Source organism: Tamlana carrageenivorans (genome assembly GCF_002893765.1).
In the GTDB taxonomy this organism is placed as follows: domain Bacteria; phylum Bacteroidota; class Bacteroidia; order Flavobacteriales; family Flavobacteriaceae; genus Pseudotamlana; species Pseudotamlana carrageenivorans.
Genome location: NZ_CP025938.1, coordinates 2,013,983 through 2,040,044, shown reverse-complemented (window position 1 = coordinate 2,040,044; position 26,062 = coordinate 2,013,983). Strand labels below are relative to the sequence as shown.

The 26,062-nt window shown below is 35.7% G+C and carries 21 protein-coding genes; 7 read left to right on the top strand and 14 right to left on the bottom strand.

Translation table 11 applies throughout. From position 1 onward, the window contains the following. Positions 1 to 21: 21 nt before the first annotated feature. Positions 22 to 522: a 50S ribosomal protein L21 gene (gene rplU, locus C1A40_RS09025; protein ID WP_102995613.1), complete on the bottom strand. Its 501-nt coding sequence runs from the start codon at positions 520 to 522 to the stop codon at positions 22 to 24. A 310-nt stretch (positions 523 to 832) separates the two neighbouring features. Between rplU and C1A40_RS09020 the strand changes: the two genes are divergently transcribed. Beyond that, complete coding sequence (locus C1A40_RS09020; protein WP_102995612.1) at positions 833 to 1,339, top strand: heavy-metal-associated domain-containing protein; 507 nt, start codon at positions 833 to 835, stop codon at positions 1,337 to 1,339. A 246-nt stretch (positions 1,340 to 1,585) separates the two neighbouring features. Here the strand turns inward: C1A40_RS09020 and gldD are convergent, their stop codons facing one another. The 3 genes from gldD to C1A40_RS09005 are packed head-to-tail and all read right to left on the bottom strand — an operon-like array spanning position 1,586 to position 3,975. Beyond that, the gene (gene gldD, locus C1A40_RS09015; protein WP_102995611.1) at positions 1,586 to 2,167 is read right to left on the bottom strand and encodes a gliding motility lipoprotein GldD; all 582 of its coding nucleotides are present in this window, start codon (positions 2,165 to 2,167) and stop codon (positions 1,586 to 1,588) included. Continuing rightward, entirely contained in the window at positions 2,168 to 3,472 is a 1,305-nt protein-coding gene (locus C1A40_RS09010; RefSeq protein WP_102995610.1) for a gliding motility-associated protein GldE, read from the bottom strand. Positions 3,473 to 3,522: 50 nt separating this feature from the next. Next, complete coding sequence (locus C1A40_RS09005; RefSeq protein ID WP_102995609.1) at positions 3,523 to 3,975, bottom strand: single-stranded DNA-binding protein; 453 nt, start codon at positions 3,973 to 3,975, stop codon at positions 3,523 to 3,525. A gap of 270 nt (positions 3,976 to 4,245) precedes the next feature. Between C1A40_RS09005 and C1A40_RS09000 the strand changes: the two genes are divergently transcribed. After that, entirely contained in the window at positions 4,246 to 5,370 is a 1,125-nt protein-coding gene (locus C1A40_RS09000; protein WP_102995608.1) for a Fic family protein, read from the top strand. A 20-nt stretch (positions 5,371 to 5,390) separates the two neighbouring features. Here C1A40_RS09000 and mutY read toward each other — a convergent pair whose 3' ends face one another. Beyond that, a complete protein-coding gene (mutY, locus tag C1A40_RS08995) occupies positions 5,391 to 6,431 on the bottom strand; it encodes an A/G-specific adenine glycosylase (RefSeq protein ID WP_102995607.1) in 1,041 nt (346 codons plus the stop codon). A gap of 139 nt (positions 6,432 to 6,570) precedes the next feature. On the opposite strand from mutY, the gene C1A40_RS08990 reads away from it, so the two are divergent. Further along, on the top strand, positions 6,571 to 6,861 hold the full coding sequence (locus C1A40_RS08990; RefSeq protein ID WP_013869848.1) for an HU family DNA-binding protein: 291 nt from the start codon (positions 6,571 to 6,573) through the stop codon (positions 6,859 to 6,861). A 495-nt stretch (positions 6,862 to 7,356) separates the two neighbouring features. Further along, positions 7,357 to 8,904, top strand: coding sequence for an Rne/Rng family ribonuclease (locus tag C1A40_RS08985; protein WP_102995606.1), 1,548 nt, complete (start codon positions 7,357 to 7,359; stop codon positions 8,902 to 8,904). A 291-nt stretch (positions 8,905 to 9,195) separates the two neighbouring features. Here C1A40_RS08985 and C1A40_RS08980 read toward each other — a convergent pair whose 3' ends face one another. After that, on the bottom strand, positions 9,196 to 10,491 hold the full coding sequence (locus tag C1A40_RS08980; protein ID WP_102995605.1) for a DUF445 domain-containing protein: 1,296 nt from the start codon (positions 10,489 to 10,491) through the stop codon (positions 9,196 to 9,198). Positions 10,492 to 10,860: 369 nt separating this feature from the next. Between C1A40_RS08980 and C1A40_RS08975 the strand changes: the two genes are divergently transcribed. Beyond that, positions 10,861 to 11,238: a hypothetical protein gene (locus C1A40_RS08975; protein WP_102995604.1), complete on the top strand. Its 378-nt coding sequence runs from the start codon at positions 10,861 to 10,863 to the stop codon at positions 11,236 to 11,238. A 198-nt stretch (positions 11,239 to 11,436) separates the two neighbouring features. On the opposite strand, the gene C1A40_RS08970 is transcribed toward C1A40_RS08975, so the two are convergent. The 3 genes from C1A40_RS08970 to C1A40_RS08960 all read right to left on the bottom strand — a co-directional run bounded on the left by C1A40_RS08970 (position 11,437) and on the right by C1A40_RS08960 (position 14,480). Continuing rightward, on the bottom strand, positions 11,437 to 12,477 hold the full coding sequence (locus tag C1A40_RS08970; RefSeq protein ID WP_102995603.1) for an aldo/keto reductase: 1,041 nt from the start codon (positions 12,475 to 12,477) through the stop codon (positions 11,437 to 11,439). Positions 12,478 to 12,725: 248 nt separating this feature from the next. Next, positions 12,726 to 13,688: an OmpA/MotB family protein gene (locus C1A40_RS08965; RefSeq protein ID WP_102995602.1), complete on the bottom strand. Its 963-nt coding sequence runs from the start codon at positions 13,686 to 13,688 to the stop codon at positions 12,726 to 12,728. A 30-nt stretch (positions 13,689 to 13,718) separates the two neighbouring features. After that, the gene (locus tag C1A40_RS08960) at positions 13,719 to 14,480 is read right to left on the bottom strand and encodes an exodeoxyribonuclease III (RefSeq protein WP_102995601.1); all 762 of its coding nucleotides are present in this window, start codon (positions 14,478 to 14,480) and stop codon (positions 13,719 to 13,721) included. 178 nt (positions 14,481 to 14,658) lie between these two features. Here C1A40_RS08960 and C1A40_RS08955 point away from each other — a divergent pair, with 178 nt between their 5' ends. Beyond that, positions 14,659 to 18,081, top strand: coding sequence for a hypothetical protein (locus C1A40_RS08955; RefSeq protein ID WP_102995600.1), 3,423 nt, complete (start codon positions 14,659 to 14,661; stop codon positions 18,079 to 18,081). Positions 18,082 to 18,174: 93 nt separating this feature from the next. Here C1A40_RS08955 and C1A40_RS08950 read toward each other — a convergent pair whose 3' ends face one another. The 5 genes from C1A40_RS08950 to C1A40_RS08930 all read right to left on the bottom strand — a co-directional run bounded on the left by C1A40_RS08950 (position 18,175) and on the right by C1A40_RS08930 (position 24,655). Continuing rightward, on the bottom strand, positions 18,175 to 19,080 hold the full coding sequence (locus C1A40_RS08950) for a M28 family peptidase (RefSeq protein WP_241910517.1): 906 nt from the start codon (positions 19,078 to 19,080) through the stop codon (positions 18,175 to 18,177). Between the two features lie 103 nt (positions 19,081 to 19,183). Next, complete coding sequence (locus C1A40_RS08945; protein WP_102995598.1) at positions 19,184 to 19,927, bottom strand: succinate dehydrogenase/fumarate reductase iron-sulfur subunit; 744 nt, start codon at positions 19,925 to 19,927, stop codon at positions 19,184 to 19,186. Between the two features lie 16 nt (positions 19,928 to 19,943). After that, positions 19,944 to 21,956, bottom strand: coding sequence for a fumarate reductase/succinate dehydrogenase flavoprotein subunit (locus C1A40_RS08940; protein WP_102995597.1), 2,013 nt, complete (start codon positions 21,954 to 21,956; stop codon positions 19,944 to 19,946). A gap of 11 nt (positions 21,957 to 21,967) precedes the next feature. Then, positions 21,968 to 22,648 carry a succinate dehydrogenase cytochrome b subunit gene (locus tag C1A40_RS08935; RefSeq protein WP_102995596.1) on the bottom strand — a complete coding sequence of 227 codons (681 nt, stop codon included), beginning with the start codon at positions 22,646 to 22,648 and terminating at the stop codon, positions 21,968 to 21,970. Positions 22,649 to 22,786: 138 nt separating this feature from the next. Then, positions 22,787 to 24,655, bottom strand: a complete 1,869-nt coding sequence (locus tag C1A40_RS08930) for a zinc-dependent metalloprotease (RefSeq protein ID WP_102995595.1) — start codon at positions 24,653 to 24,655, stop codon at positions 22,787 to 22,789. A gap of 112 nt (positions 24,656 to 24,767) precedes the next feature. Here C1A40_RS08930 and C1A40_RS08925 point away from each other — a divergent pair, with 112 nt between their 5' ends. Next, positions 24,768 to 26,060, top strand: coding sequence for an aminopeptidase P family protein (locus C1A40_RS08925; protein WP_102995594.1), 1,293 nt, complete (start codon positions 24,768 to 24,770; stop codon positions 26,058 to 26,060). The last annotated feature ends 2 nt before the right edge of the window (positions 26,061 to 26,062 follow it).

Below are 26,062 nucleotides of genomic sequence, written 5' to 3'. Positions count from 1 at the left end.
TTTCGATTTTAGATTTTAAAATTAACTTAAAGCAGCAATTAATTCGGCTTTCTTCATTGAAGATATTCCTTCAACACCTTTTTCTTTTGCTAAAGTTTTTAATTCAGCAACAGTTAATTTACTCAAATCTTGAGACTCTTCAACTTTTGGTGCTTCAGCCTTAGGCTCTGCTTTCTTTTCTGCTTTAGCTGGGGCAGCTTTTTTAGCTCCAGAAGCAGTAATACTTTCAATTACAATTTCTGTTAAAGATTGACGGTGACCGTTTTTCACACGGTATCCTTTACGTCTTTTCTTCTTAAAAACTATAACTTTATCACCTTTAAGGTGCTTTAAGACTTTGGCTCCTACTTGAGCTCCGTCTATAGCTGGGGCGCCTACAGTAACATTGTCACCTTCACCTACTAAAAGAACGTTATCGAAAGAAACTTCCTTACCTTCTTCAGTTTGTAAACGGTTAACAAAAACTTTTTGGTCTTTTTCAACTTTAAATTGTTGCCCTGCTATCTCTACAATTGCGTACATAGCGTAACGTTTTTATTTATTAATTTTGTTCAAAAATGAGTGCAAATATACTTCTAATTAATTAAACTACAAATGTTTTACTTATTAATGACGAATATTTTTCGCAGCTTTTTATATAAAACCACCAATCCCTAGATAAATACAGACTTAAAAACCAAGCAACTTACTGGTTAACTTACAATTAATCATGGTGTTTTTACAAAAATATCAACCTTTATTGCGCTGCATAGGTGACACAAATCCTAATTTATTTAACACAATAAAATAGGTTAATTTAGTAGCTTTGCTGAAACATTATTTTCGAGAACTTATGAAAACTTTAAAACACTTTTTAATACTTACTTTAATTGCAACTTTTACAATTAGTTGTAAAAACAAAAATGCTGAAGTTAAAACTGTTGAAGTTGAAACAGCTACAGAAACTACAAAGGCATTAGACCCTAACGCGACTTACGCTAAAGCAGAATTTACCATTGAAGGTATGACCTGCGCTATGGGCTGCGCTGCTCAAATTCAAAAGAAAATCACTAAAATGGACGGTGTAAAATCGGCTAAAGTAGATTTTGACAACAAATTAGCCATGGTTGAGTATGATGAGGCTAAGGTAACACCAGCATCATTAGAAGAAACGGTAGTAAACGTTTCAGACACTTATTCGGTTCATGACATGAAAACTGTTGACGATTTTTCAACAGCAAAGAAAGCTTGTGGAGCCGATTGTAAAGGCAACTGTTGCAAATCCGATAAGGAAAACCCGAAAAAAATAGCTTGTAAAGAAAATTGCGACAAAGCTTGTTGCACTAAAAAAGCTGCTTAAATAGATAAAACATCTATTTAAATTTATAAAAAAAGAGGCTGTTTGAAAAGTTATAACAAGCGTCATTCTGTGCTCGACACAGCATCTCATGATTTTGAAATTCAATGTTATGAGAATCTGAAATAAATTCAGATTGACGTGAAAAAGGCTTTTAAGACAGCCTCTTTCTATTTCCATAAAAAGTAAACATTCAGCACAGAAAGCTCAAAAGCCAATCTCAAAAGTAATCAGGAAACTTCGCCTTCTTTACTTCCACTTTACGGTTTCCATAATATGACGAATATCTTTTTCAATATAATGTGCGGCAGGTAAAATAGAATCGTAATTCGGTTTGGCATAAAAATACAGCGAACCAGTTAAAAAATGCTGTACACTATCGGTCACATAAAACTGCGCTGGCGAAGCCACATCGCCTTTTACTTCCGCGAAAGCGCCATAAACTTTACGCTTAAAATTCTCGTAAGGTCTTACTGGAATTTCATCGGCCTTAATGGTATGTTTTTGGGTGAAGTTTTGGGCATCTCTAAGGAAATCCTTTAAATTCTCTTCGCTATTCTCAATCGACTTGTAGGTTAAAAACACCGTCCCTTTTAACGATGGATATTCCAAATTAACACCATAACTCTCGGTTGGGGCTTCAACTTTTTGAAATTTTATTTTTGAGGCAAGTTCGTTAATTTCAAAAGTAACCGGCATATCGAAGGTGGATGTCTTATACACGGCCTCTGGATATTCTAATCGTAAAAATCCGTTAGGCTTAGGGACATGATCTTCTTCACAAGAAAAAAAGCAAAGTACCAGAACCAAAACGTATATTATTTTCTTCATTTATAGTATTGTAAATTTTACAAGCTTGATGCGTTTTTTATCGAGCGCTTCAATAGTAAAAACGTAATTTTCGAAATTTATTTTACTGTTTAATTTTGGAAAACTTCCAGAGATCTCTAAAACAAAGCCGGCTACTGTTTCGGCTTCACCTTTGTTTGATTCGAAAACCGTTTCGTCGTCCATTTTAATAATCTTATAAAAATCTTTTAAGGCTGTTTTGCCTTCAAAAACATAATTGTTTTCGTCCAATTTCGAATAAGTCAAATCTTCATCGTCAAACTCATCACTAATATCACCAACAATTTCTTCGATGATATCTTCTAATGAAATAAGTCCCGATGTGCCGCCATACTCATCAACCACAACCGCTAAATGCACTTTCTTTTCTTGGAATTCGGTCATTAAATCATCCAACTTTTTGTTTTCTGGCACAAAAAACGGATCGCGTAACAAACTCGTCCAATCAAATTGTTTTCTATCGATATAAGGCAATAAGTCTTTTACATACAAGATGCCTTCTATGGTATCGATATTATCGCGATACACGGGAATTCGCGAGTAGCCGTTAGCAATCACTTCGGGCATAATATCGGCATATTTCTGTTCGATGTTTAAAGCAAAAATATCAATTCTTGGGCGCATCACTTGCTTGGTATCGGTATTTCCAAACGACACAATGCCTTTTAAAATTTTATGTTCTTCTTTGGTGGTATCTTCCTCGCTGGTAAGCTCTAAAGCTTGGGAAAGTTGATCGACACTAATATTCGATTTTTGCCTACCTAATTTACTATGAATTGCTAAAGTAACACTACGCATTGGTAAACTTATTGGCGACAACAAAACATCTAACACCCTTAACGGATAAGCCATAAAAACAGCAAATTTGAGGTTGTTTCTACTGGCATAAATTTTTGGTAAAATCTCACCAAACAGTAAAATTAAAAAAGTAACGACAACAACTTCTACAAAAAACTTAAGTTTTGGACTCGCTATATGCTCGAATAAAATATCCCCCAAAAAGGCAAATAGAATAACAACGGCAATATTTATAAAATTATTAGCGACCAAAATGGTGGCCAATAGTTTTTTGGGACGCTCTAAAAGCTTGGCTATAATTTGTATGGCTCGGGATTTATTTTCAAAACCCTCTTCAATATCGGTTCTAGTTAATGAAAAAAGTGCGACTTCGGCACCAGAAATTAAGGCAGAACACACTAAGAGCACAAATAACAAAACAAAGCCAAGAACTACGGGAAGATCTACGGCAACAAAAAGTGCAATAAAACTGGCAGGATCAGGATCCAATGGCTATTGGTTTGGTTAAACTTAAATCTTGAAAAATCATGGTTTTCATATTAAAAAGGAAGATCATCATCGGCACCTTCATCCCTCGAGTTAGGCTCTAGACCTGTTGGCGCTTCTGTTTTTTGTGGGGTTGCTGGGCTTGCACTAGGCTGGTTTCCGCTTTCCCCTTTTGTGATTAAAAAGGTAAAATCGGTACAGTGAATTTCGGTAGAGTAACGCTCTAGACCCTTATCATCCATCCACTTCCTAGTTTTTAAGCGGCCTTCGATATATACCTTATCACCTTTACTCAAATACTTTTCGCAAATTTCGGCAGCTTTATTTCTAACCACAATATTATGCCACTCGGTATTGGTAATACGCTCGTTAGTTTGTTTATTGGTATAGGTTTCATGGGTAGCCAACGGAAATCGCCCAATACAATTACCACCTTCAAAGTAGTGCATTTTCACTTCATCACCCAAATGCCCAATTAGCATCACTTTATTTAACGTTCCAGACATAATTTATTATAAAATTAGAAAAGCAAAAATAACCCAAATGCCTCACATGATTTTAAAATTAATAAAAAAATATAGGTGTATTCGAGTTTTGATTCGAAAATAAGAAATTCTACAACAACAACCATATATATAAATTGAACAGCATTAAATAGATTACCCTCTTAATTAAGATTTGAAACACATACTTAATTTAAACCATTCCTTATTTAATATTTTATAAATATTCTTAACTAATACATATCTTTGTTTAAGTTTATACTTAAATAAATTATGAAAACATTCAAATCTGGCAACTATATAAACCAAGGAAATCACAGAAGCTTTCAGCCTACTAAAATAAATCAGCAGTGGACAATTGATGATATGGAAGTATTAACTCTTTTAAGTCAGGCAGACAGACAACTTGGTAGACTTGATATGTATTCAGAATACATTCCAAATATCGATTTATTTATCAGTATGCACGTATTAAAAGAAGCAACTCAATCAAGTAAAATTGAAGGAACAAAAACAAACATAGAAGATGCTTTATTAGATAAAGAGGACGTAATTGATGAAAAACGAGATGATTGGGAAGAAGTACAAAATTATATTGAAGCATTAAACTCTGCTATCAAAAGTTTAGAAAAATTGCCTTTTTCATCTAGATTAATTCGAGAGACTCATAAAATACTACTTCAAGGGGTTAGAGGAAAACATAAACTTCCAGGAGCATTTAGAACCAGTCAAAACTGGATTGGAGGAGCAAGCATAAATGATGCAACCTTTATACCTCCCATTCACACAAGCGTTAACGAATATATGAGTGATTTAGAGAACTTCGCCCATAATTCCGAATCATTTTTTCCTGATTTATTAAAGATTGCTTTAATTCATTATCAATTTGAAACAATTCATCCTTTTTTAGATGGTAATGGTAGGGTGGGTAGATTGATGATTACACTGTATTTAGTTGAAAAAGGAATATTAAAAAAACCTATCTTATACCTTTCTGATTTCTTCGAAAGAAACAGAATGTTATATTATGACAACCTAACAAAAGTTAGAGAGAAAAATGACCTAAGTCAATGGTTCAAATTTTTTCTAGTTGGAGTCATTGAAACTGCAAAAAGTGGTATTAATACTTTTGATAGCATTTTAAAACTTCAAAAAGAAGTTGAGCACAAATTACAAGCCTTAGGAAGCCGCTCACACAATGCTCAATTGATTTTAAACCATCTATATCAACGCCCAATTATAAATGCTCAAAAAGCTAAGGAATTAACTAGTTTATCATCGCCTTCTGTATATAAATTAATAGAAGAACTTGAAAAACTAGAAATTTTAACTGAAATAACTGGTGGAAAAAGAGGGAAAATTTACTTATTTAAGGATTACTCCAACCTATTTAAATAAGAGTATTGAAATTCCCTAGCTTAAAAACTAAACTCCTCTATAAAATTACCAATTAATATAGGAACCGCATAATCTCTAATACTATTAATAGGTATTGTTTGAGCATTTAGTTCCTTTATATTGATAATCCAAAATCTGGTGTATAAATGTTGATGCGATAATTTATGCACAATCGCATCCTTATTATATAGACTCCATGTATAATCTTGTCCTTTTAACAAGCTATGCGCACTTAAATGTTCTTGAAAAACAGTTTCACTAATATCGCTTGGCGTTTCAATTAAGGGAAACTGATACAGGTTTTGCCAAATGCCTTTGCCTTCGCGTTGCTCTAAAATGGTTTTACCATCGTCACTAATAAACACTAAAAAATTAAAATATTTTTTTTTCGCTTTCGCGGATTTAATTTTAACGGGCAATGCATCAACGCGATTTTCATTAAATGCCACACAGGTATCCTGAAAAACACAAGCTAAACAATCGGGATTTTTAGGCTTACATTGTATGGCCCCAAACTCCATAATGGCTTGGTTATATTCGGAAGGATTATTTCCATCTATCAACTCCTGAGCTAAAGCTTTAAACGCTTTACTTCCTTTTGAAGAATTTATAGGCGTATCGATACCAAAGTAGCGCGACAATACGCGGTAAACATTCCCATCGACTACAGCAGTAGACTCGTTGAAACAAAATGATGCTATGGCGCTGGCCGTATAATCACCTACCCCTTTTAATTTTAATAACTCCTTATAATTATTCGGAAATACACCTTGCAATTCATTCGCTACATATTTTGCTGAAGCATGTAAATTTCGAGCGCGAGAATAATACCCTAATCCTTGCCATAATTTTAAAACTTCGGCTTCGTTTGCTTCGGCCAAATGAAAAACTGAAGGAAAATGATTCACAAAAGCTTCATAAAATGGTAACCCCTGGTTCACTTGTGTTTGCTGTAAAATAATTTCAGACAACCATATATGATATGGATTTTTAGTTTTACGCCACGGCAAGTCACGCTTATTATTTGAATACCAGTAGGTTATGTTTTTTGAAAAATTCATGAATAATTTAAAATAAGGGCATAAAAATAAACGTTTATAATATTAAATTTAAGTGAATTAGGTTTGAAATATTGAATATTAAATCCTTATATTTGCATCCCTTTTAGAATTTATAGTAACCCATAATAAAATATTAAAAATGACGAAGGCTGATTTAGTAGCAAAAATTTCTGAGAAGTTAGGAATTGAAAAAGGTGATGTTCAAGCAACGGTTGAAACATTCATGGAAGAAGTAAAAACTTCTTTAGAAGCTGGTGACAATGTTTATTTAAGAGGTTTTGGAAGCTTTATAATCAAAACAAGAGCTGAAAAAACAGGAAGAAACATTTCAAAAAATACAACTATTAAAATACCTGCTCATAATATCCCTGCATTTAAGCCTGCAAAAGTTTTTGTTGAGGGCGTTAAAACAAATGTGGACGTAAAATAAAAATGCATTAGCTGAATTTGATTTCAGCATTAAAACGAATTATTAATCTTAAAAGACACTATTTATGCCAAGTGGTAAAAAACGTAAAAGACATAAGGTAGCGACACACAAACGTAAGAAACGTAGACGCGCTAACCGTCACAAGAAGAAAAAATAAATCAAAAAAGTAGTTAGATTAACTACTTTTTTTGATTTAAGAAACAAAGAGTTCTTTGAAATGAGTTTTAAGACTTTAAAAAAAGCCTATAAAACTCCACGGATTTTAAAAAATCCTGTGGTCTGGTGTGCAAACATCAGATAAAAATAATGTATAATCCATCTATACCATTTGGTTGGTGGTTATTGGTTTCTGGTTACTAGTTAATGGTTGCTGGTTTTTAGTTATTGGTTTGTAAAGTATCGTGCTTTTAACCTTAAACTTCTAATCTCAAACTATTAACTTTTAACTCTTAACTTTTAACTTCTAACCAGACTGTATGGATAAAAATTAACGCAATGGATAAAGAATTGATTATTCGATCTAGTTCCGACAATGTTGATTTTGCCTTATTAAAAGATGGAAAACTTATTGAATTACAAAAGGATGAAGATAGTAACGACTTTTCTGTTGGCGATGTGTTTATAGCCAAAATAAGGAAAGCTGTTCCTGGACTAAATGCTGCATTTGTTAATGTAGGTTATGAGAAAGATGCCTTTTTGCATTATCATGATTTAGGTCCAAAATTACCTTCTCTTTTAAAATTCACAAAACGTGTAAGCACAGGTAAACTAAAAGATTTTTCTTTAAAAAATTTCCCATTTGAGAAAGATATTGAGAAAGACGGCAAAATTGTCGACGCCTTAAAATCTAATCAGTCTCTATTAGTACAAATTGTAAAAGAACCTATCTCTACCAAAGGCCCTAGGATAAGCTCAGAGCTTTCTATTGCCGGTAGATATATTGTTTTAGTCCCTTTTTCCAACCGCATTTCTATTTCTCAAAAAATAGAAGACCGCGAAGAAAAAGACCGATTAAAACGCCTGGTTAAAAGCATTACGCCTCCAGGTTTTGGGGTTATTGTTCGTACTGTAGCACAAGGCAAAAAAGTAGCAGAACTAGATAAAGATTTACAAAATTTGCTTAGTCGTTGGACGGCAATGTGTAAAAAGCTACACAAAGCACATCATCCCAGTAAAGTATTAGGTGAAATGAATAAAGCCTCTTCTATTTTAAGAGACATATTCAACGATACCTTTACAAGTATTCATGTTGATGATGAAACGCTTTTTTATCAAATTAAAGATTATTTGCAAGAAATTGCACCAAAAAAAGAATCAATAGTGAAATTGTATCAGTCTAATGTTCCGATTTTCGAGAAATTTGGAATCGAAAGACAAATTAAAACTTCCTTTGGCAAAACCGTTTCTATGGCAAAAGGCGCCTACTTGGTGATAGAACACACCGAAGCCCTGCATGTTATAGATGTAAACAGCGGAAACCGTTCTAACAAAGCCAACAACCAGGAGGACACAGCACTAGAGGTTAATCTTATTGCGGCTACAGAAATGGCGCGCCAATTACGTTTACGTGATATGGGCGGTATTATCGTAGTCGATTTTATAGATATGACCAATGCCGAAAACAGGCAAAAACTTTTTAATCATCTTCGCGATGAAATGAAAGACGATAGAGCCAAACACAAAATATTACCTCCAAGTAAATTTGGATTGATACAAATTACAAGACAGCGTGTACGTCCAGAAATGAACATTAAAACACGAGAAGAAAATCCAGATGCCATTGTCAATGGTGCCGAAGTAGAAGCGCCAATAGGCATTGTACAAAAGATAAACTTCGATCTTGAAAAACTATTTAAAAAAGACTATAAAAAGGTGACCCTAAACACACATCCTTTCATAGCAGCCTTCTTAACAAAAGGCATTCCATCTGTACGTTCTAAATGGTTTTTAGAACATAAAAAATGGGTGAAAATATTACCAAGAGATGCTTACACATATTTAGAATACCACTTTTTCGATAAAGATGGTAATCAAATTAAATAACCTAAAACCTCATACTATTCATTTAGTTTGGGGTTTTTTGGTTATATATTCTTTCTGAAACACGTAACATCGCTCTTAAATAACTTGTTTTATTTCTATTTGGGCAATTGCTAGCACCGCGCTTGATGTTTATCCTGAGCGAAGTCGAAGGGCTATATCTTTTTTGTGCAACACATAGTTTGGAAAAAACATTAAGCCTCGTTTTTAGATCCAAGTAAGCGTTTAAACAAAGTTTTCAACAAGCACAAAAAAGGATGCCGCTTCAATCCCTATTGCAGGCTTCGATTCCATTTAAGCATGTAAGTCCAATACAAACAGATTAAAAATCATAATAAGCATACCAACAATACCTCCAACAATAGCACCGTTTAAACGAATATACTGAAGATCTTCGCCTACCTTACTTTCAATTTGTTTTACCAATTCCACATTAGATAGTTTTTGCAGACTTTCGTTTACCAATTCCCCTATTTTATGATGATGTGTTTCTATAAGTTGTAAAATGGTGGTTTTTAACCAAGCATCAGTCTGCTGTAATTTTGAAGTATCGTCGTGAAAAGATGTAAGCATATCATTCACCTTATCTTTAATAAGCATGGTGTATTCGTTGTCATTTTCAAATAAATGTGTTTTTATCATGCTTTTAACTCGGGTTAATGCTTGCAACACAATTCCCGAATCGATTAAACGTTCCAAAAATTGTTCTCCAAAGGCATTAACATCGGCCTGAGCTTTTTCATCACCAGAGCTCAAACGCTCTCCGTAGTTATAAAGCTGCTCATCCAAGGCTTTAATGATTTTATGCTCTCCCGGATTGCTTTGAATTTCTTCAATAAGCTTAACCAACTGTTCCTGTATGCCTTCGGCAATGCGTTGCGGTTTTATAGCGCCCAAAACTTTACCGGCCTCCACGAGAAACCCTTTAATAACGGTACCTTGTTTTTGTTTATTAACCAAGGTATGCACTTCTGCAACTAAAAACTCTAAAGTCGATGCCGAAGCTATTTTCTCCTTTAAAACTTCTAGAAACACATGTAGAACAGCATAATGATCTTTATGAGTTACCGTTTGTTTTAATAAGTTCCCTAAAGGCACGGCCACATTATTACCTTTTACAGCTGGCCTAATAACGCCTTCTAAAGTCTGCACAACATCCTCATGATCCAACTTCAAGACCAAGGCTTCTAACTCTGGTTTTAATGTTTTTCGTATCGATTCTTGATTTTCCTGAATAAGTAAATAATCTACAATGGGTTTTGCCATAGACACCCCAGCAATCTTATCGCGAATCATGTCTTTAGACAACCATTCATTATTCACCAAATCGACAATCCCTGCCGATAATTTCTCTCTACTTTTTACAATAATGTTCGTGTGCTTTTTAACAACCGGAATAGGAATCTCCTGAAACAAAGCACGGACTGCAAACCAATCGGCAACACCCCCAACCACAGCGGCCTCGAAACCTGCAAGTAAAATTTCTAACGTATATCCTTGGTAGATATTAAAGTATTTTAAAACCAAGCCTCCTACCATACAAATGACAGCAATGGCTAACGAACGGTTTCCTAATCTATTTTTTTTCATACATTTTTTAATCTGAGTCTATCTTAAAAGCTACTGATTTAATGTGCTTACAGTTCCTTTTCGTGGACTAGTTGTTATGCAGACGAAAAATGAGGAAGAATCTCCTTAACACGAAGATATCTCGTCGCTCGTTCCGCCCTTTGTCGAAATGACGAGAAACAATTCATTCCACCTATAAAAACAAAATCTACTTTTCGGACTCATGTAATTTTAATCTAAAATACAAAAAGCATCTTAAGAACACCACTCCCATAGAATAACAGTTAATCTACAAAATTTTTGTTAAAAACCTTAAAAGCCTGTTAAACTATAAACTTTTAGGGATTTTGGGTTCGTAGCTACACCAAACGTTTAACTAAAACATTTAAAATGAAAAAACTAATTAAAACATGTAGCTTAATTGCCATCGTAACATTAATTTTCACTTCTTGTAGTAAGGATGATAACCCTGCCGATAACATTTTATTTGCTGGTACTTACCGAGGTGAGATAGGATATAACAGTGAGAATACTACAGTAAGCACAGAAAACGGAAGTGTTTTTGTGACAAAAATCGACGATAAATATGATTTTGATTTTTCCAACGACGACATCCCGAGTATTCGAGGTATAGAGTTTGAAGAAGGTGAAGAAACCAATATTAATATAGGTGGTAGCGAAACCAGTTATATTAAAATTGACGAAAGCACTTTAAATATATTTTACAACGAAAATGGCGAAACCTGGACTGCAAATTGCACTAGGTAAATTATAAAATTTTCAAAGTAAAAGAGGCTGTCTTAAATTAGAATCTACGTCAATCTGAATTTTTTACAGATTCTCATAATTATTGTATTACCATGTTATGAGATTCTGTGTCAAGCACAGAATGACGTTTGTATCAACTATTAAGACAGCCCTTTTTTTTTAATCGAATAGCTACTAAAAATTCCTTTAATATAATTCCTAAACCGCAGGATTAGGAATTTCGGCATGTACGGCATTGATTTGCTCCATGATGTCATTGGATAATGTGACATGGATACTATCGATGTTTTCCTTTAACTGCGCCATAGTTGTTGCTCCAATAATATTACTCGTTACAAAGGGTTGCTGATTTACAAAAGCCAAACTCATTTGCGCTAAAGTCATATTATTTTCTTCGGCAATTTTTAAGTACTTTTTAGTAGCCTCGGTACATGATGTACTACTATATCGTGAAAACCTAGGAAAGAGATTTAATCTCGACTTATCGGTAGCCGTGCCTTTAATATATTTTCCTGACAACACACCAAAAGCCATCGGCGAATACGCTAACAGTCCCAGATCTTCCCGCATTGAAATTTCTGCCATATCGCCTTCAAAAGCGCGATTAATTAAGCAATAGGCATTTTGAATGGTACGCATTCTAGGTAAACTATGTGCCTTAGACTCTTCCAATAAACGCATAGCTCCCCAAGCTTTTTCGTTAGACATTCCAACATAACCAATTTTACCCGCACGAATTTGATCATCTAGTTTCGTTAGAACTTCATGAAAATTATCTTTCCAAAAATCGTCTGGATTATGCTTGTAATCTCTAGTACCAAAAGTGTTAGTATCGCGTTCTGGCCAATGGATTTGATAAAGATCGATATAATCGGTTTGTAAACGTTTTAGCTCTTTATCGACGGCCTCTTGGATGGAATTTCCGCTTAAGGCCGTGGTTCTAATGTGCGCAGAATAATCGCTTGAACGTCCAATAATTTTACTGGCTATAATAACCTGGTCGCGTTTTCCTGATTTTTTCAACCAATTCCCTATAATCGTGCTTGTGGCTCCCGAAGTTTTTGGAGTTGCTGGCACCGGGTACATTTCGGCGGTATCTAAAAAATTAACCCCTTCACTTAAGGCATAATCCAACTGTTTGAAGGCCTCGGTTTCGGTATTTTGATTTCCGAAAGTCATGGTGCCCAAACATATTTTACTAACTTTTATATTGGTTTTAGGCAGAATACTGTATTTCATACGGTGTGATTTTCTGATGTATTAAGGCGAAAATTTGCCCTTAAGTATCATTTTATTTAATTAATAAAGTTAAAAAAACCTTTCAGCTATCCATGTATCTGAAAGGTTTAAATATATGATCAACTTGCGTTAGCGATTGCAGTGGAAAGCCCACAGCGAGGTACGAGCGCGGACTTGCAACCTTTCGACTACGCTCAAGATAAACTATTGCGCGACCCTTGGGTAACGCCCAAATCACTAAACTACAATTAATGCTGCTCTTGTAACAATCTGGATAATTCGTCTAATTTAGGGGTTAAAATCACTTCTATACGACGGTTTGTAGCACGACCAGATGGTGAATCGTTAGAGGCAATTGGTGCAAATTCACCACGGCCTGCTGCCGTTAAATTTTCTGGATTAATCGCTTTGTTCTCTCTAAGGATATTCACAATAGAAGTCGCTCTTTTGGTAGATAAATCCCAGTTGGTAGTTAGGGGACCATTACCTGAATAAGGTACATTATCGGTGTGACCTTCGATTAACACGGCAATATCTGGATTCTGACCTAAAACAACACCAAGTTGTTGTACGGCACGACGGCCTTCGCTACCTACAGCCCAACTTCCGGAATTGAAAAGCAATTTGTTTTCCATAGACACGTAGACTTTCCCGTCTTTTTGTTCTACAGTTAACCCTTTACCTTCAAAATCGGTTAAAGCACTAGAAATAGCGTCTTTTAATGTATTCATAGCAGCATCTTTAGCAGCAATAACACTTTCTAATTCGGCCACACGATTGGAACGATCTTCTAGCTCTTTTTTAAGACGCTCAAGACGTGTAATTTCGGCAGATAAAGCTTGTTCTTTCGCCTCTAACTGCGCCAACAATTCACGGTTTTTCTCCGAATTTGAAGCGATGGCTCTGGAACTATTTTTCTCAAGTGCCGCATACGAATCCTTTAAAGCCTCTAGATTAGCCGCAGTAGCATCGTAATCGGCTTGCAGCTTATTGCGCTCGGCAAGGGTTTCGTCGTAAGCCTTTTTGGTTTGTTTAAAATCGTTTTCGGCCTGGGCTTTCGATTTTAATAAAGATTCGTAATCTTCATTTAACTTGCGGTTTTCTTTCTTTAACTCGGCGTATTTAGCTTCTAGATCCTTGTATATTTTAGGAGATACACAAGAGGCTAAAATAGCCATTGTAAAAATGGTAAAAACACTTTTTTTAATCATGTTCATTAGGTTCTATAATTAGTAATTTAGTTAACTTTCAAGTTCTAGTAAAATCGGACAATGGTCGCTGTGTACCGCTTCGGTTAGTATAACGGCTCTTTTAATTTTTTCTTGTATGGTTTTTGACACCATCGCGTAATCTAATCGCCAACCTTTGTTATTCGCTCTGGCATTGGCACGGTAGCTCCACCAGCTATATTGTTGTAATTCGGGATTCACAAAACGGAAAGAATCTACAAATCCACTGGCTATAAAATCGCCAATCCACTCACGCTCTACCGGTAAAAATCCAGACACCCCTTTCATTTTAGGGTTATGGATATCAATTTCTTCATGGCAAATATTATAATCACCACAAATAACAAGATTCGGGTGCTCTAATTTTAACTGATCGATATAAGCTTGAAACATACTCATGTACTCTAATTTATGCTCTAATCTGGCATCATTAGTGCCTGATGGCAAATACAAACTTATGATGGAAACGTCGTCGAAATCTACTCTTATATTACGACCTTCGAAATCCATAGATTCTATTCCTGTACCATATTCCACATGATTGGGCTCTTTTTTACACAAAATAGCCACGCCACTATACCCTTTTTTTTGAGCGCTAAACCAATAGTGATAATTATATCCTGCATCTTCAAATAGCGTTACATCCAACTGTTCTTTTAAGGCTTTAATTTCTTGTAAACAAATAACATCTGGATTGGCACTTGTTAACCATTCTATAAAACCTTTATTTAAAGCGGCTCTAACCCCATTTACATTGTATGATATAATTTTCATTCGATTCTTTTTACTATTAAAATGCCCCTAAAATTGTATGAAGCCGTTAGTTTTTCGACAAAATTGTACAGATTGCCGCTAAAATAAATAATACGTTACTTTTACGCTATTATTTTACGGCAGTTTTAACAAGTTACACTTTCAAAATAAATCTTGTTTTTTTTAGTTTAAGTATCCGATGAAATTTTTTACTTCTATACTATTTGTTTTTATAGGTTTTTGTGGGTTTGCACAAAATCTACCTAACAACTATAGATCTAAAAAAGTAGCTGTAAAAGACTCTATTTTTATAGAACCTGTTAGTATTAATTCTAGCGTGTTTTCTGTTAAAACTAAGGACAGTACCATAATTGATTCAAGCTACTATACGGTAGATTTCGCCAAGGCACTTTTAACCTTTAAAAAACCCGTAGACACCGATACTATTATTATCAATTATTTAAAGTTCCCTGACTTCCTTACCAAGACCTATAAAAATTTAGATGAAAATATTATTGTAAATAACAACAACGCTCAGCGAAATTTATATAAACTAAAACAGCCTAATAGCTCGAATCAATTTATTCCGTTTGATGGCTTATCGACTTCGGGAAGTATTTCGCGAGGTGTTACCGTTGGTAACAATCAAAATTCCGTACTAAATAGTGAGTTAGACCTTCAAATTATAGGGAAATTAAACGAAAAAGTATCTTTACGTGCCTCCATTCAGGATGCTAATATTCCGTTACAAGAAAGTGGTTATTCGCAACGTTTGGATGAATTTGATCAGGTTTTTATTGAAATGTTTAGCGACCGTTGGAACATACGTGCTGGTGATATTGACCTTGTGAATACCGACTCCTATTTTGCCAAATTCTCTAAGCGTGTGCAGGGATTAAACTTTAACATAAACCTAGGCCCCGAAGAGAAGGAAACTCATCTTTTTGCAGCTGGCGCTTTGGTTCGCGGACAATTTACACGCAGCCAATTTACCGCTCAAGAAAGCAATCAAGGTCCTTATAAATTACAAGGTCCAAATGGCGAATTGTTTGTATTAATCGTATCGGGTAGTGAAACCGTGTATGTCAATGGTGTGGCCTTAAAACGTGGTGAGAACGAAGATTATATTATCGATTATAACGCTGGTGAGATTATTTTTAATTCCACCTTTCCTATAACCTCCGAAATGCGTATTACCATCGACTACCAATTTAGTGAGCGCAACTATACCCGTTTTGTAGGTTATGGCGGTGGCCGCTACGAGAGTAAAAAATTTAGTTTAGGGGTTTCTATCTACTCTGAAAATGATGCTAAAAACCAACCCCTGCAGCAAAATCTCTCGGAAGACCAAGTGGACATTTTAGCACAGGCCGGAAATGATCGAACCAAAATGGTGGCCCCATCAGAGTCCCGGGCAGAATACAACCAAAACCGCATACTTTATAAAAAAGAACTTATTAACGGCGAAGAAGCTTTCGTGTTTTCAAACGATCCGGATGACGAATTGTACAACGTAACCTTCACTTTGGTAGGCCCAAACCAAGGTGCTTATGACCTAAGTAGCATTAATGCTATTAATAATATTTATGAATATGTTGGCGACGGACTAGGATTATACGCGCCCATAATACAACTTGTGGCGCCTAAAAAATTACAAATTGCTGTTGTAAATGGAGCTTATAACCCCACCGAAAAAACAAGCATACGTTTTGAAGGTTCCGGAAGTAAAAACGATCAGAATTTATTTTCGGATATCGATGATGATCAAAATGATGGTCTGGCCGGAAAAATAACCATCAATCAAGCCCTCGTAAAAAAAGAAAATCAATGGAATGTTAACCTATTTTTAGATCATGATTACGTAAGTGCCAATTATCGAAATATTGAAGGATTGTACAACCCAGAATTTAATCGTGATTGGAACTTAGATCCCACACCATTAAACGGGATAGGCTATAATTTAGGAAATCAAAACTTATTAAATACAGGTATTAAACTCTTTCAAAAGCAAAAGGGACTTATCGATTATACCTATGAACATCTTAATTTCGCTGACGGTTTTAACGGTAACAGGCACGTAGCGCATATTAATTTACAGCTAAACAAATTCAATATAAGCTCCTACTCTAGTTTTTTAAATGCCAATGCTCTAATAAACAATTCCACCTTTTCAAGGTCATATAACCGCATGACGTACAATATGAATAAAAGCTGGGTGGGCACAAAAATAGCTTTTGAAGACAACGTGCAAAAAAACAACCGCACTCAAGAACTCACGGCTTTAAGTCAGCGATTTAAATCCTACGATGCCTTTGTTGGGGTTGGCGATAGCACCAAAGTTTTTGTTGAAGTAGGTTATATAAACCGTACAAACGACAGTATTAGAAACAACACCCTTCAAAAGGTAAACACTTCCAATACGCTTTATCTGGATTCGAAACTCATTCAAAAGCAAAATACCAATTTAAGTTTGTATGCCAATTACCGTAGTTTGAAAGATGAAGATGATACTATTGATGACGAGCATTCTTTAAACTCGAGGTTGCAGTTTAGTCAGAAATTATTCAACAATATTATTTTCTTTAGCACCATTTTTGAAACCAATTCGGGTAGTTTACCGCTTCAGGATTTCACTTACGTGGAAGTTGAGCCTGGCCAAGGTTCATACACATGGATTGACTACAATGGCAATGGCATCCAAGAGCTCGAAGAGTTTGAATTGGCTCAATTTCAAGACCAAGGCACCTATATCCGCGTGTTATTACCCAATCGTGTCTATGTAAAAACACACCAAAACCGATGGAGTCTATCCCTAACCTTAAACCCTGCCCAATGGTCGGTTTCCAATCATAAAACCAAAAAATTTTTATCGCATTTTTATAACCAAACCAGCTATTTAACCGATAGTAAATTGCGACGCGAAGGCAGCCGATTTAACTTAAATCCTTTTGAAAATAGTGAAGATAACTTATTAGGCTTACAGCTTAACTTTAGAAATGTTTTCTTTTTTAATCGCGGTAAACAACATTACACGACCTCATATACCTATCTGGAAAACAGCACCCGAAATTTACTTTCGGTGGGCTTTATTGAAAATAGTTTAAGCAGCCATCAATTAAACTTCAATCATAAAATTGCCGAAAATTGGTTAGTTAACCTGTTATCGGCATTGAACACGAATGAAAGTGAAAGTGAAAATTTCACAAGTAAAAATTACAACTTAGACGAAACGGTTTTAAATCCGAAGTTATCTTACTTATTCAACACCAATTCCAGTTTCGATATTTATTACCAAAGCACTACAAAAACCAATACGATTGGCGACCAAGAAACCTTAAAACAACAAAAGTACGGGAGTTCGTTTTCCTTGGGAAACAGTGAGAAAAGCGCAATAAACGGTGAGTTTAATTTTATTTCAAATGCGTTTAACGGTGATTCTAATACTCCAGTAGCCTATCAGATTCTAGAAGGTTTACAACCTGGGAAAAACTTTACTTGGAGCTTATTGGCTCAAAGAAAACTGACTAAATTTTTGGATTTGAATTTGAGTTACCTCGGAAGAAAAACAGAAACTAGCCGAACCATTCATTCAGGATCGGTACAATTGAAGGCTTATTTCTAGACTCAAATCATGTCCTTAATAATTGGGAAGACTCACGCTTCAGAATTAGTACCCCATAAAATTGAAGGCAAAAAATTTGGCTGGAAAAAAGAACTAATAATAGAGCCTTAAATCATCAACTTTCTCAAAATAGTTGATCATAGTTTTAACCGCATTGATATAAAATTGAGGTTGAATTTTATCAAAAGTATCTGTGGGTTCGTGATAATCATCATGATCGTCTACTCCAAAATATAGAAAAGGAATATTTTCCAAAAAGAAACTCATATGATCTGAAGCATAGGTCCAATCCTCTCGGCCATCAAGACCGTCATGACCTGCTTCCAAAATGATACCGCATGCGAGTTTATTCTTTTTATAAATCCATTTTAAACGAGCATTGTGTGAAGTTCCAACCACAAATAAGGTATTGGTTTCGCTTCGACTCACCATATCCAGGTTTAAATTAAGTACTATTTTGGTGGACTGAGCTACACCACTCTTCATAAAGTATTTGGATCCCTGTAAATTTAATTCTTCAGCATCAAAGGCAGCAAAAATCACGGAGTGTTTAGGCGGGTATTTTTTAAAGTATTCTGCAAAACTTAAAAGTGCACAGACACCAGAAGCATTATCATCGGCACCATTATAAATTTCTCCGTTTTTAATTCCTTCGTGATCGTAATGCGCACTAATAACCATATAGGAATCGGGAAAATGGGTGCCTTTAATTTCACCAAGAATATTTGTTCCTTTATAGTGAACCTTTTCTTTGTAAAAACTAAATCTTTGTTCGTAATTTTTAGTAAAAGGTAAAACGCCTAAAGCATGAAATTGATTTACAATAAACTGCTTCGCTTTTATAGCACCTGCCGTTCCGGTACGCCGACCTTCAAAAGCATCAGAAGACAATGATTTTATGTGCTTGAGTAAGGTTGCTTCAGAAAAATAACTGGATTCACAATTTGATGTTTGAGCCTTTAGGTTTACAAAAAAGCATAAACCTATAAAGTATGACATAAGATATGCTCTAAACATGGCAATTTTTTTAGACTAAGGGATTATTTACAAAAAAGCCCATATCTAAAAACGATATGGGCTAAATTTCATTATTGAATGCGTCTTATTTAAGCGCTGCTTTCATAAGTTCTCTATTCATTCTTGCGATATTGTCTAATGAAATTCCTTTAGGACATTCCACCTCACATGCTCCAGTGTTGGTACAGTTACCAAAACCTTCAAGATCCATTTGTGCTACCATGTTTTTAACACGTTCGGCAGCTTCAACCTGACCTTGTGGTAATAATGCATATTGCGATACTTTAGCACCTACGAATAACATCGCAGAAGAGTTTTTACAAGTCGCCACACAAGCACCACAACCAATACAAGTTGCAGCATCCATAGCCTCATCGGCAGCGATTTTAGATATCGGTAATGAGTTAGCATCTTGCGTATTACCCGAAGTATTAACAGAAATATACCCTCCAGCGTGTTGAATACGCTCAAAAGCCATTCTATCAACAATTAAATCTTTAATTACAGGGAAAGCTGCAGCTCTCCAAGGCTCGATAGTAATGGTATCACCATCTTTAAACATTCTCATGTGTAACTGGCAAGTAGTAACTCCTCTATCAGGACCGTGTGCTTCACCGTTAATATATAAAGAACACATACCACATATTCCTTCACGACAATCATGATCGAAAGCTACTGGCTCTTCACCAGAGTTTACCAGTTGTTCGTTTAAAACATCCATCATTTCAAGGAAAGACATATGTTCTGAAATATCAGTTACTTTATAATCGACCATTTGACCCTTTGCATTTGAGTCTTTTTGTCTCCAAATTCTAAGTGTTAAATTCATATTCATAATGTCAATCTTATTTGTATGAACGTTGTTTCAGTTCAATGTCTTTAAATTCTAATTCTTCTTTGTGTAATACCGCATCTGCAGGCTCTCCTTTATACTCCCAAGCAGCAACGTAAGCATAATTCACATCGTCACGTTTTGCTTCTCCTTCTTGTTCGCCATCAAGCTCAACAGACTCTTCTCTAAAGTGACCACCACAAGATTCAGCTCTGTTTAAAGCATCTTTAGCAAATAACTCACCTAACTCAAGAAAATCTGCTACACGTCCAGCTTTTTCTAATTCAGGATTTAACTCATTCGCATTTCCTGGAACTTTAACTTCTTTCCAGAATTCTTCACGAATCGCTTTAATTTCAGCCATAGCTTCAGTCAAGCCTTGAGCATTTCTAGACATCCCTACTTTATCCCACATTACTTTTCCAAGTTTTTTGTGGAAGTAATCTACAGATTTTGTTCCCTTGTTGTTTATGAAGAAATCTATACGATCTTTCACTTCTTTCTCAACAGCATCAAATTCTGGAGTATCGGTTGGGATTTTTCCTGTTCGAATATCGTGAGATAAATAATCACCAATCGTATAAGGTAATACGAAATAACCATCGGCTAAACCTTGCATTAAAGCCGAAGCCCCAAGTCTGTTTGCACCGTGATCGGAGAAGTTAGCTTCACCAATACAGTATAAACCTTCAACCGTTGTCATTAAGTTATAATCTACCCAAACACCACCCATGGTATAGTGTGTTGCAGGATAAATCATCATTGGCGTTTTGTATGGATTTTGATCGACGATCTTCTCATACATTTGGAATAAGTTTCCATATTTAGCCTCTACTATTGCTTGTCCTAATTCGTAGATTTTCTCTGCAGAAGGATTTGCGATGTTATGAATTTTTGCCTGCTCTTTACCATAACGCTCAATGGCCGAAGCGAAATCTAAATAAACCGCTTCACCTGTAGCATTTACACCATAACCAGCATCACAACGCTCTTTAGCGGCTCTAGACGCTACATCACGTGGTACTAAGTTACCAAAGGCAGGGTAACGTCGTTCTAAGTAATAATCGCGATCTGCTTCGGCAATTTCAGTAGGTTTTAATTTCCCTTGCTGAATGGCTTTAGCGTCTTCTAATTTTGCAGGTACCCAAATACGACCATCGTTACGTAAAGACTCCGACATCAATGTTAATTTAGACTGGTAGTCTCCCGAACGTGGAATACAAGTTGGGTGAATTTGTGTATAACAAGGGTTTGCGAAATACGCCCCTTTTTTATGAATTTTCCATGCTGCAGTAGCATTAGAACCCATGGCATTTGTTGAAAGGAAATAAACGTTTCCGTAACCCCCTGTTGCAATAACAACAGCGTGTGCCGAGTGACGCTCAATTTCACCTGTAATTAAATTACGGGCGATAATTCCTCTAGCTTTTCCGTCTATTTTAACAACGTCAAGCATTTCATGACGGTTAAACATTTCAATTTTACCACGAGCAATTTGTCTGTTCATCGCAGAGTAAGCCCCTAACAATAATTGTTGTCCGGTTTGTCCTTTTGCGTAGAATGTTCTTGATACAAGCACCCCACCAAACGAACGGTTATCTAATAATCCACCATAATCACGTGCAAAAGGCACCCCTTGAGCCACACATTGGTCGATAATATTTCCTGAAACCTCAGCTAAACGATAAACGTTAGCCTCACGAGATCGGTAATCCCCTCCTTTTACAGTATCGTAAAACAATCTGTAATTAGAATCGCCATCACCTTGGTAATTTTTTGCTGCATTAATTCCCCCTTGTGCTGCAATGGAGTGCGCACGACGCGGTGAATCTTGGTAAGCAAATGCTTTTACATTATATCCTAATTCGGCTAATGTTGCAGATGCCGAACCTCCTGCTAAACCAGTTCCAACAACAATAATATCAATATTACGCTTGTTTGCAGGGTTTACTAAATTAATATGATTTTTATAATCTGTCCATTTATCTTTAAGTGGACCTTTTGGTATTTTTGAATCTAAAGCCATTCTATGTAAGATTAATGGTTAAATAAATGATGATAAAGCGCAATAAAAATAAATCCTAAAGGAATAATTATTGAATAGGCTTTACCTATAGTTTGTAAGGTCTTTTTTCTTCCTGCCGTACCTCCCATAGATTGGAAAGCCGAAGTAAATCCGTGTAATAAGTGTAATGCTAAAAACACAAAAGCTAAAACATAAGCACCTACGCGTACAGGGTTCACGAATTTGTGAACTAGTTCTTCATAATAACGATAGCCCTCTACACCAGCCATGGTGCCAGACCAATCGCCTTTGATAAACTTCGTATTAATTTCAGGAAACCAAAAATCAATAAAGTGTAAAATGATAAAAGCTAAAATAGCTACCCCGCTCCAAATCATGTTTCTGCTTACCCATGATGAGTTTGCAGCGCCATTATTTTTAGCATAAGGGACACCATTTGCTTTTTTGTTTTTTATTTCTAATATGAATCCCATGACGAAATGAAAAATCACACCAAAAAGTAAAACAGGTTGTAACGCAAATTGTATTAATGGGTTTGTCCCCATAAAGTGAGACACTTCATTAAAAAGTTCAGGACTGAAAACCGATAAAATATTAATAGCAAAATGCTGAAGTAAGAAAAACATAAGGAAGAATGCAGAAAGCGCCATGGCTACTTTTCTTCCTATCGAAGATTTAAAAAATCCGCTCATTAGTTAAGTTATTTTTAAGATTCTAGCAAAGGTAGGTTACAACCAAATTATAGACAAGTACATTTATCGGGTTTTCCTTATTTAGAATGATTTTAAGCTACTAAGTATTTATACTTAAAAAATACGTAGACACACTACTTAATCTAGTATGATTTTTTTAGTTAATGCCCCGTCTTTACCAGAAACCTTAACAAAATAAACGCCTTTTGACATGGAAGAAAGATCGATAACTTCTTTAGAAGAAGGTATAAAATCTATTTTTTCAAAAACTGTTCTACCACTCAAATCATAAACCCATAAACTTTCTACTCTAGCTGCATCTGCGCCATGCATGTAAAGTACGCCTTTGGTAGGATTAGGAAAAAACTTTAATCCCGCCTGGCTCACGTTGTTTGAGATAACCCCAAGTGTACAATTTGCGGGACTCACACCAATCATGGCCGTTTTACCTCCAAAACAATTTGAAAAAGGAAGACTGGCTTCGCTATCTGCCTGAATAGCATTTGCCGCCATGCGATTTTCATTAGAAAGACTACGTATTTGTTCTCCAAAGGATATCGAATAATGCATCACATCGTTAAACTGGTTAATTACATGCCCCAATTGATGCGCATGGCCAATTTCATGCAAAGCCACCCCTTGAAAATCAACTAAAAAACCGGGCGATCCACTGCCAAAGTACCAATCGGCTTCATTATCAAACACCATATCAATGGCCGTTGGAAACACCTCCGAAGTATTCAAAATATCATTTTTATTACCACAAAGTGTAAAAGAATAGGAGGTATTTCCCAAGGTACCTTCTGGCAACTCTTTACCATTATCAAAACGAATAATATTAACACCATCGGTAATATCTGCCTTATCCACAGAAGACACCCCGCCAATATTAAAATTAACACCAGTTTCACAACGCCAGGTCTCTAAAGCCGTAAGAAAATTGTCTTTCGCTCCAGGATGTTCTTTATCGGCATTAAAACTGGTTTCCAATTTAAACTCATAGCCACCACTCCCGTCGTTATTAACCAATCGGGTTGGAAAAGCATAATTTTTCGATGTGCCACCAATTTCAACACTAAAAACAACATTTAGCAAAGCATAAGTTATCGTTAAATCGGCTGCCGACTCAATCACATTAGCATTTGCATCGGTTACACGTATGGTTCCTGTACCTGCTTCAGCTGGAACTTCAACAATAATAGATGTGGGCGACCAGCCTACTATTTGAGTATCAAGCGCATCAATAAAAGCAGCATTCCCCATATCGTCTTCACCTCCTGTGTCGGCATCTCTAAAACTAACTTTACCTTGTGCGCTACCAAAATTGCCTGTAGCTCCGTTAGCGAGAGATATGGTTATCGTAGAACCCGTTCCTGCTGTTGTACTTGTAGGTGCAAAAGATATTCCTGTAGGAACCATTACCTGTTTAGATTGCACTAATTTTGAAGTTTCATCTGAAACACTAAACGGTTTAACCACGACATAATCTCTTTTAGCATAAGCCGAAAGCTCCTCATAAAAACCTTTCACTATACCAGACTTGGCGGTGAGGGCATTTGCAACCACATCTTTATACAAATTATATTTGTAAAACCCTTGAATACCACTGTAAACTCTAAAAAGAGAATCGTCACTCATACCAACCTTAGCACTTTTAACTAAAACAAAAACACCTAAATCTTTAGGCTTTAATTGTAAACTATGGGTTACCAACTGGCAATCGTAGCCCACGGTACCTCCTCGAGTTATCACATTAACCGTAGCGATAGACTCTCCCTTAAACACCTTATAAACTTCAATCGTGTTTTTTGTATAAATCTGATCATCATTTCCCCAAAACGATTTTTTAGAAATGACTCTACCTTCAACAATTAACTCCGACTGTTCAACTTGCTGTTCTAAGGCGATTTCTTTGAAATAAACCTGAGAAAAAACAAATGGCCCCGTCAGAAAAATTAAAAGCCAAGTGAAGTTTATTGCTGCAAAAGTATTTTTTTTAATCCCCATAATACCATGTATATAACTAAACACGAATGTGTTAACCTCAAAAATACTAAATTATACGGTATAATTTATTTAGAATCACTACTTTTATCCTCCTTTTAAATTTCCTATAAAAATGAAATACACACCTATTAATAGTAAGCTATTTGTAAAAAATCGTGAAAATTTTAAAGCAAAAATGCTTCCAAACAGTTTAGCTGTTTTCAACTCTAACGATATTTATCCAGTAAGTGCAGACAGTACACTACCTTTTGAACAGCATCGCGACATCTTTTTCTTAAGTGGTGTAGACCAAGAAGAAAGCATTTTAGTTCTTTTTCCGGACTGCCCAAAAGAGAAACACCGTGAGATTTTATTCCTAAAAGAAACCAACGAACATATTGCGATTTGGGAAGGCGAGAAATTAACCAAAGAAAAAGCCTTTGAAACCAGTGGTATAAAAACCGTTTATTGGTTACAAGACATGGAAAAAATCATGTTTGAAATCATGACGCAGTGCGACACGGTGTACATTAACACCAACGAGCATTACCGAGCTAATGTTGATGTTGAAACTCGTGAAGATCGCTACACCAAATGGTTAAAAGACAAATACCCTGCACACCGTGTAGCTAAAAGCAATCCTATTTTACAACGCTTACGATCGGTTAAAGACCCTATTGAAATCGATTTAATCCAACAAGCCTGTAACATTACCGAAAAAGGTTTTCGTCGTATTTTAAGTTTTGTAAAACCAGGCGTTTGGGAACATGAAATAGAAGCCGAATTTATGCACGAGTTTTTACGAAACCGTTCAAAAAAATTCGCATACACCCCTATTATCGCTTCTGGAAACAATGCTAATGTTTTGCATTATGTTGAAAACAACCAACAGTGTAAAGCTGGTGAGCTTATTTTAATGGATGTAGGCGCCGAATACGCTAATTATTCTAGCGACATGACACGCAGCGTTCCTGTGTCTGGAAAATTTTCTAGTCGTCAAAAAGATGTATACAACGCCGTTTTAAACGTAAAAAAACAAGCCGAAAGCATGCTTATCCCAGGAACCGACTGGGCACAATACCATGTTGAGGTTGGCAAATTAATGACGAGCGAATTACTCGGCCTTGGATTACTAGACAAAGCTGATGTACAAAATGAAAATCCAGAATGGCCTGCATATAAAAAATACTTTATGCACGGTACTTCACATCATATTGGATTAGACACGCATGATTACGGTATTTTAACTGAGCCTATGGAAACTAACATGGTATTTACGGTTGAACCAGGCATTTATATTCCTGAGGAAGGTTTTGGTATTCGACTTGAAGATGATTTAGTTATTCAGGAAACAGGAGCACCAATTAATCTTATGAAAAATATCCCTATTGAAGTTGAAGAAATAGAGGATATTATGAATGCTTAACT

Bases quoted from the DNA above. Each gene is read 5' to 3' on its own strand.
- rplU (WP_102995613.1), bottom strand. From the start codon at position 522: ATGTACGCAATTGTAGAGATAGCAGGGCAACAATTTAAAGTTGAAAAA.
- C1A40_RS09020 (WP_102995612.1), top strand. From the start codon at position 833: ATGAAAACTTTAAAACACTTTTTAATACTTACTTTAATTGCAACTTTT.
- gldD (WP_102995611.1), bottom strand. From the start codon at position 2,167: ATGAAGAAAATAATATACGTTTTGGTTCTGGTACTTTGCTTTTTTTCT.
- C1A40_RS09005 (WP_102995609.1), bottom strand. From the start codon at position 3,975: ATGTCTGGAACGTTAAATAAAGTGATGCTAATTGGGCATTTGGGTGAT.
- C1A40_RS09000 (WP_102995608.1), top strand. From the start codon at position 4,246: ATGAAAACATTCAAATCTGGCAACTATATAAACCAAGGAAATCACAGA.
- mutY (WP_102995607.1), bottom strand. From the start codon at position 6,431: ATGAATTTTTCAAAAAACATAACCTACTGGTATTCAAATAATAAGCGT.
- C1A40_RS08990 (WP_013869848.1), top strand. From the start codon at position 6,571: ATGACGAAGGCTGATTTAGTAGCAAAAATTTCTGAGAAGTTAGGAATT.
- C1A40_RS08985 (WP_102995606.1), top strand. From the start codon at position 7,357: ATGGATAAAGAATTGATTATTCGATCTAGTTCCGACAATGTTGATTTT.
- C1A40_RS08980 (WP_102995605.1), bottom strand. From the start codon at position 10,491: ATGAAAAAAAATAGATTAGGAAACCGTTCGTTAGCCATTGCTGTCATT.
- C1A40_RS08975 (WP_102995604.1), top strand. From the start codon at position 10,861: ATGAAAAAACTAATTAAAACATGTAGCTTAATTGCCATCGTAACATTA.
- C1A40_RS08970 (WP_102995603.1), bottom strand. From the start codon at position 12,477: ATGAAATACAGTATTCTGCCTAAAACCAATATAAAAGTTAGTAAAATA.
- C1A40_RS08965 (WP_102995602.1), bottom strand. From the start codon at position 13,688: ATGATTAAAAAAAGTGTTTTTACCATTTTTACAATGGCTATTTTAGCC.
- C1A40_RS08960 (WP_102995601.1), bottom strand. From the start codon at position 14,480: ATGAAAATTATATCATACAATGTAAATGGGGTTAGAGCCGCTTTAAAT.
- C1A40_RS08955 (WP_102995600.1), top strand. From the start codon at position 14,659: ATGAAATTTTTTACTTCTATACTATTTGTTTTTATAGGTTTTTGTGGG.
- C1A40_RS08950 (WP_241910517.1), bottom strand. From the start codon at position 19,080: ATGTCATACTTTATAGGTTTATGCTTTTTTGTAAACCTAAAGGCTCAA.
- C1A40_RS08945 (WP_102995598.1), bottom strand. From the start codon at position 19,927: ATGAATTTAACACTTAGAATTTGGAGACAAAAAGACTCAAATGCAAAG.
- C1A40_RS08940 (WP_102995597.1), bottom strand. From the start codon at position 21,956: ATGGCTTTAGATTCAAAAATACCAAAAGGTCCACTTAAAGATAAATGG.
- C1A40_RS08935 (WP_102995596.1), bottom strand. From the start codon at position 22,648: ATGAGCGGATTTTTTAAATCTTCGATAGGAAGAAAAGTAGCCATGGCG.
- C1A40_RS08930 (WP_102995595.1), bottom strand. From the start codon at position 24,655: ATGGGGATTAAAAAAAATACTTTTGCAGCAATAAACTTCACTTGGCTT.
- C1A40_RS08925 (WP_102995594.1), top strand. From the start codon at position 24,768: ATGAAATACACACCTATTAATAGTAAGCTATTTGTAAAAAATCGTGAA.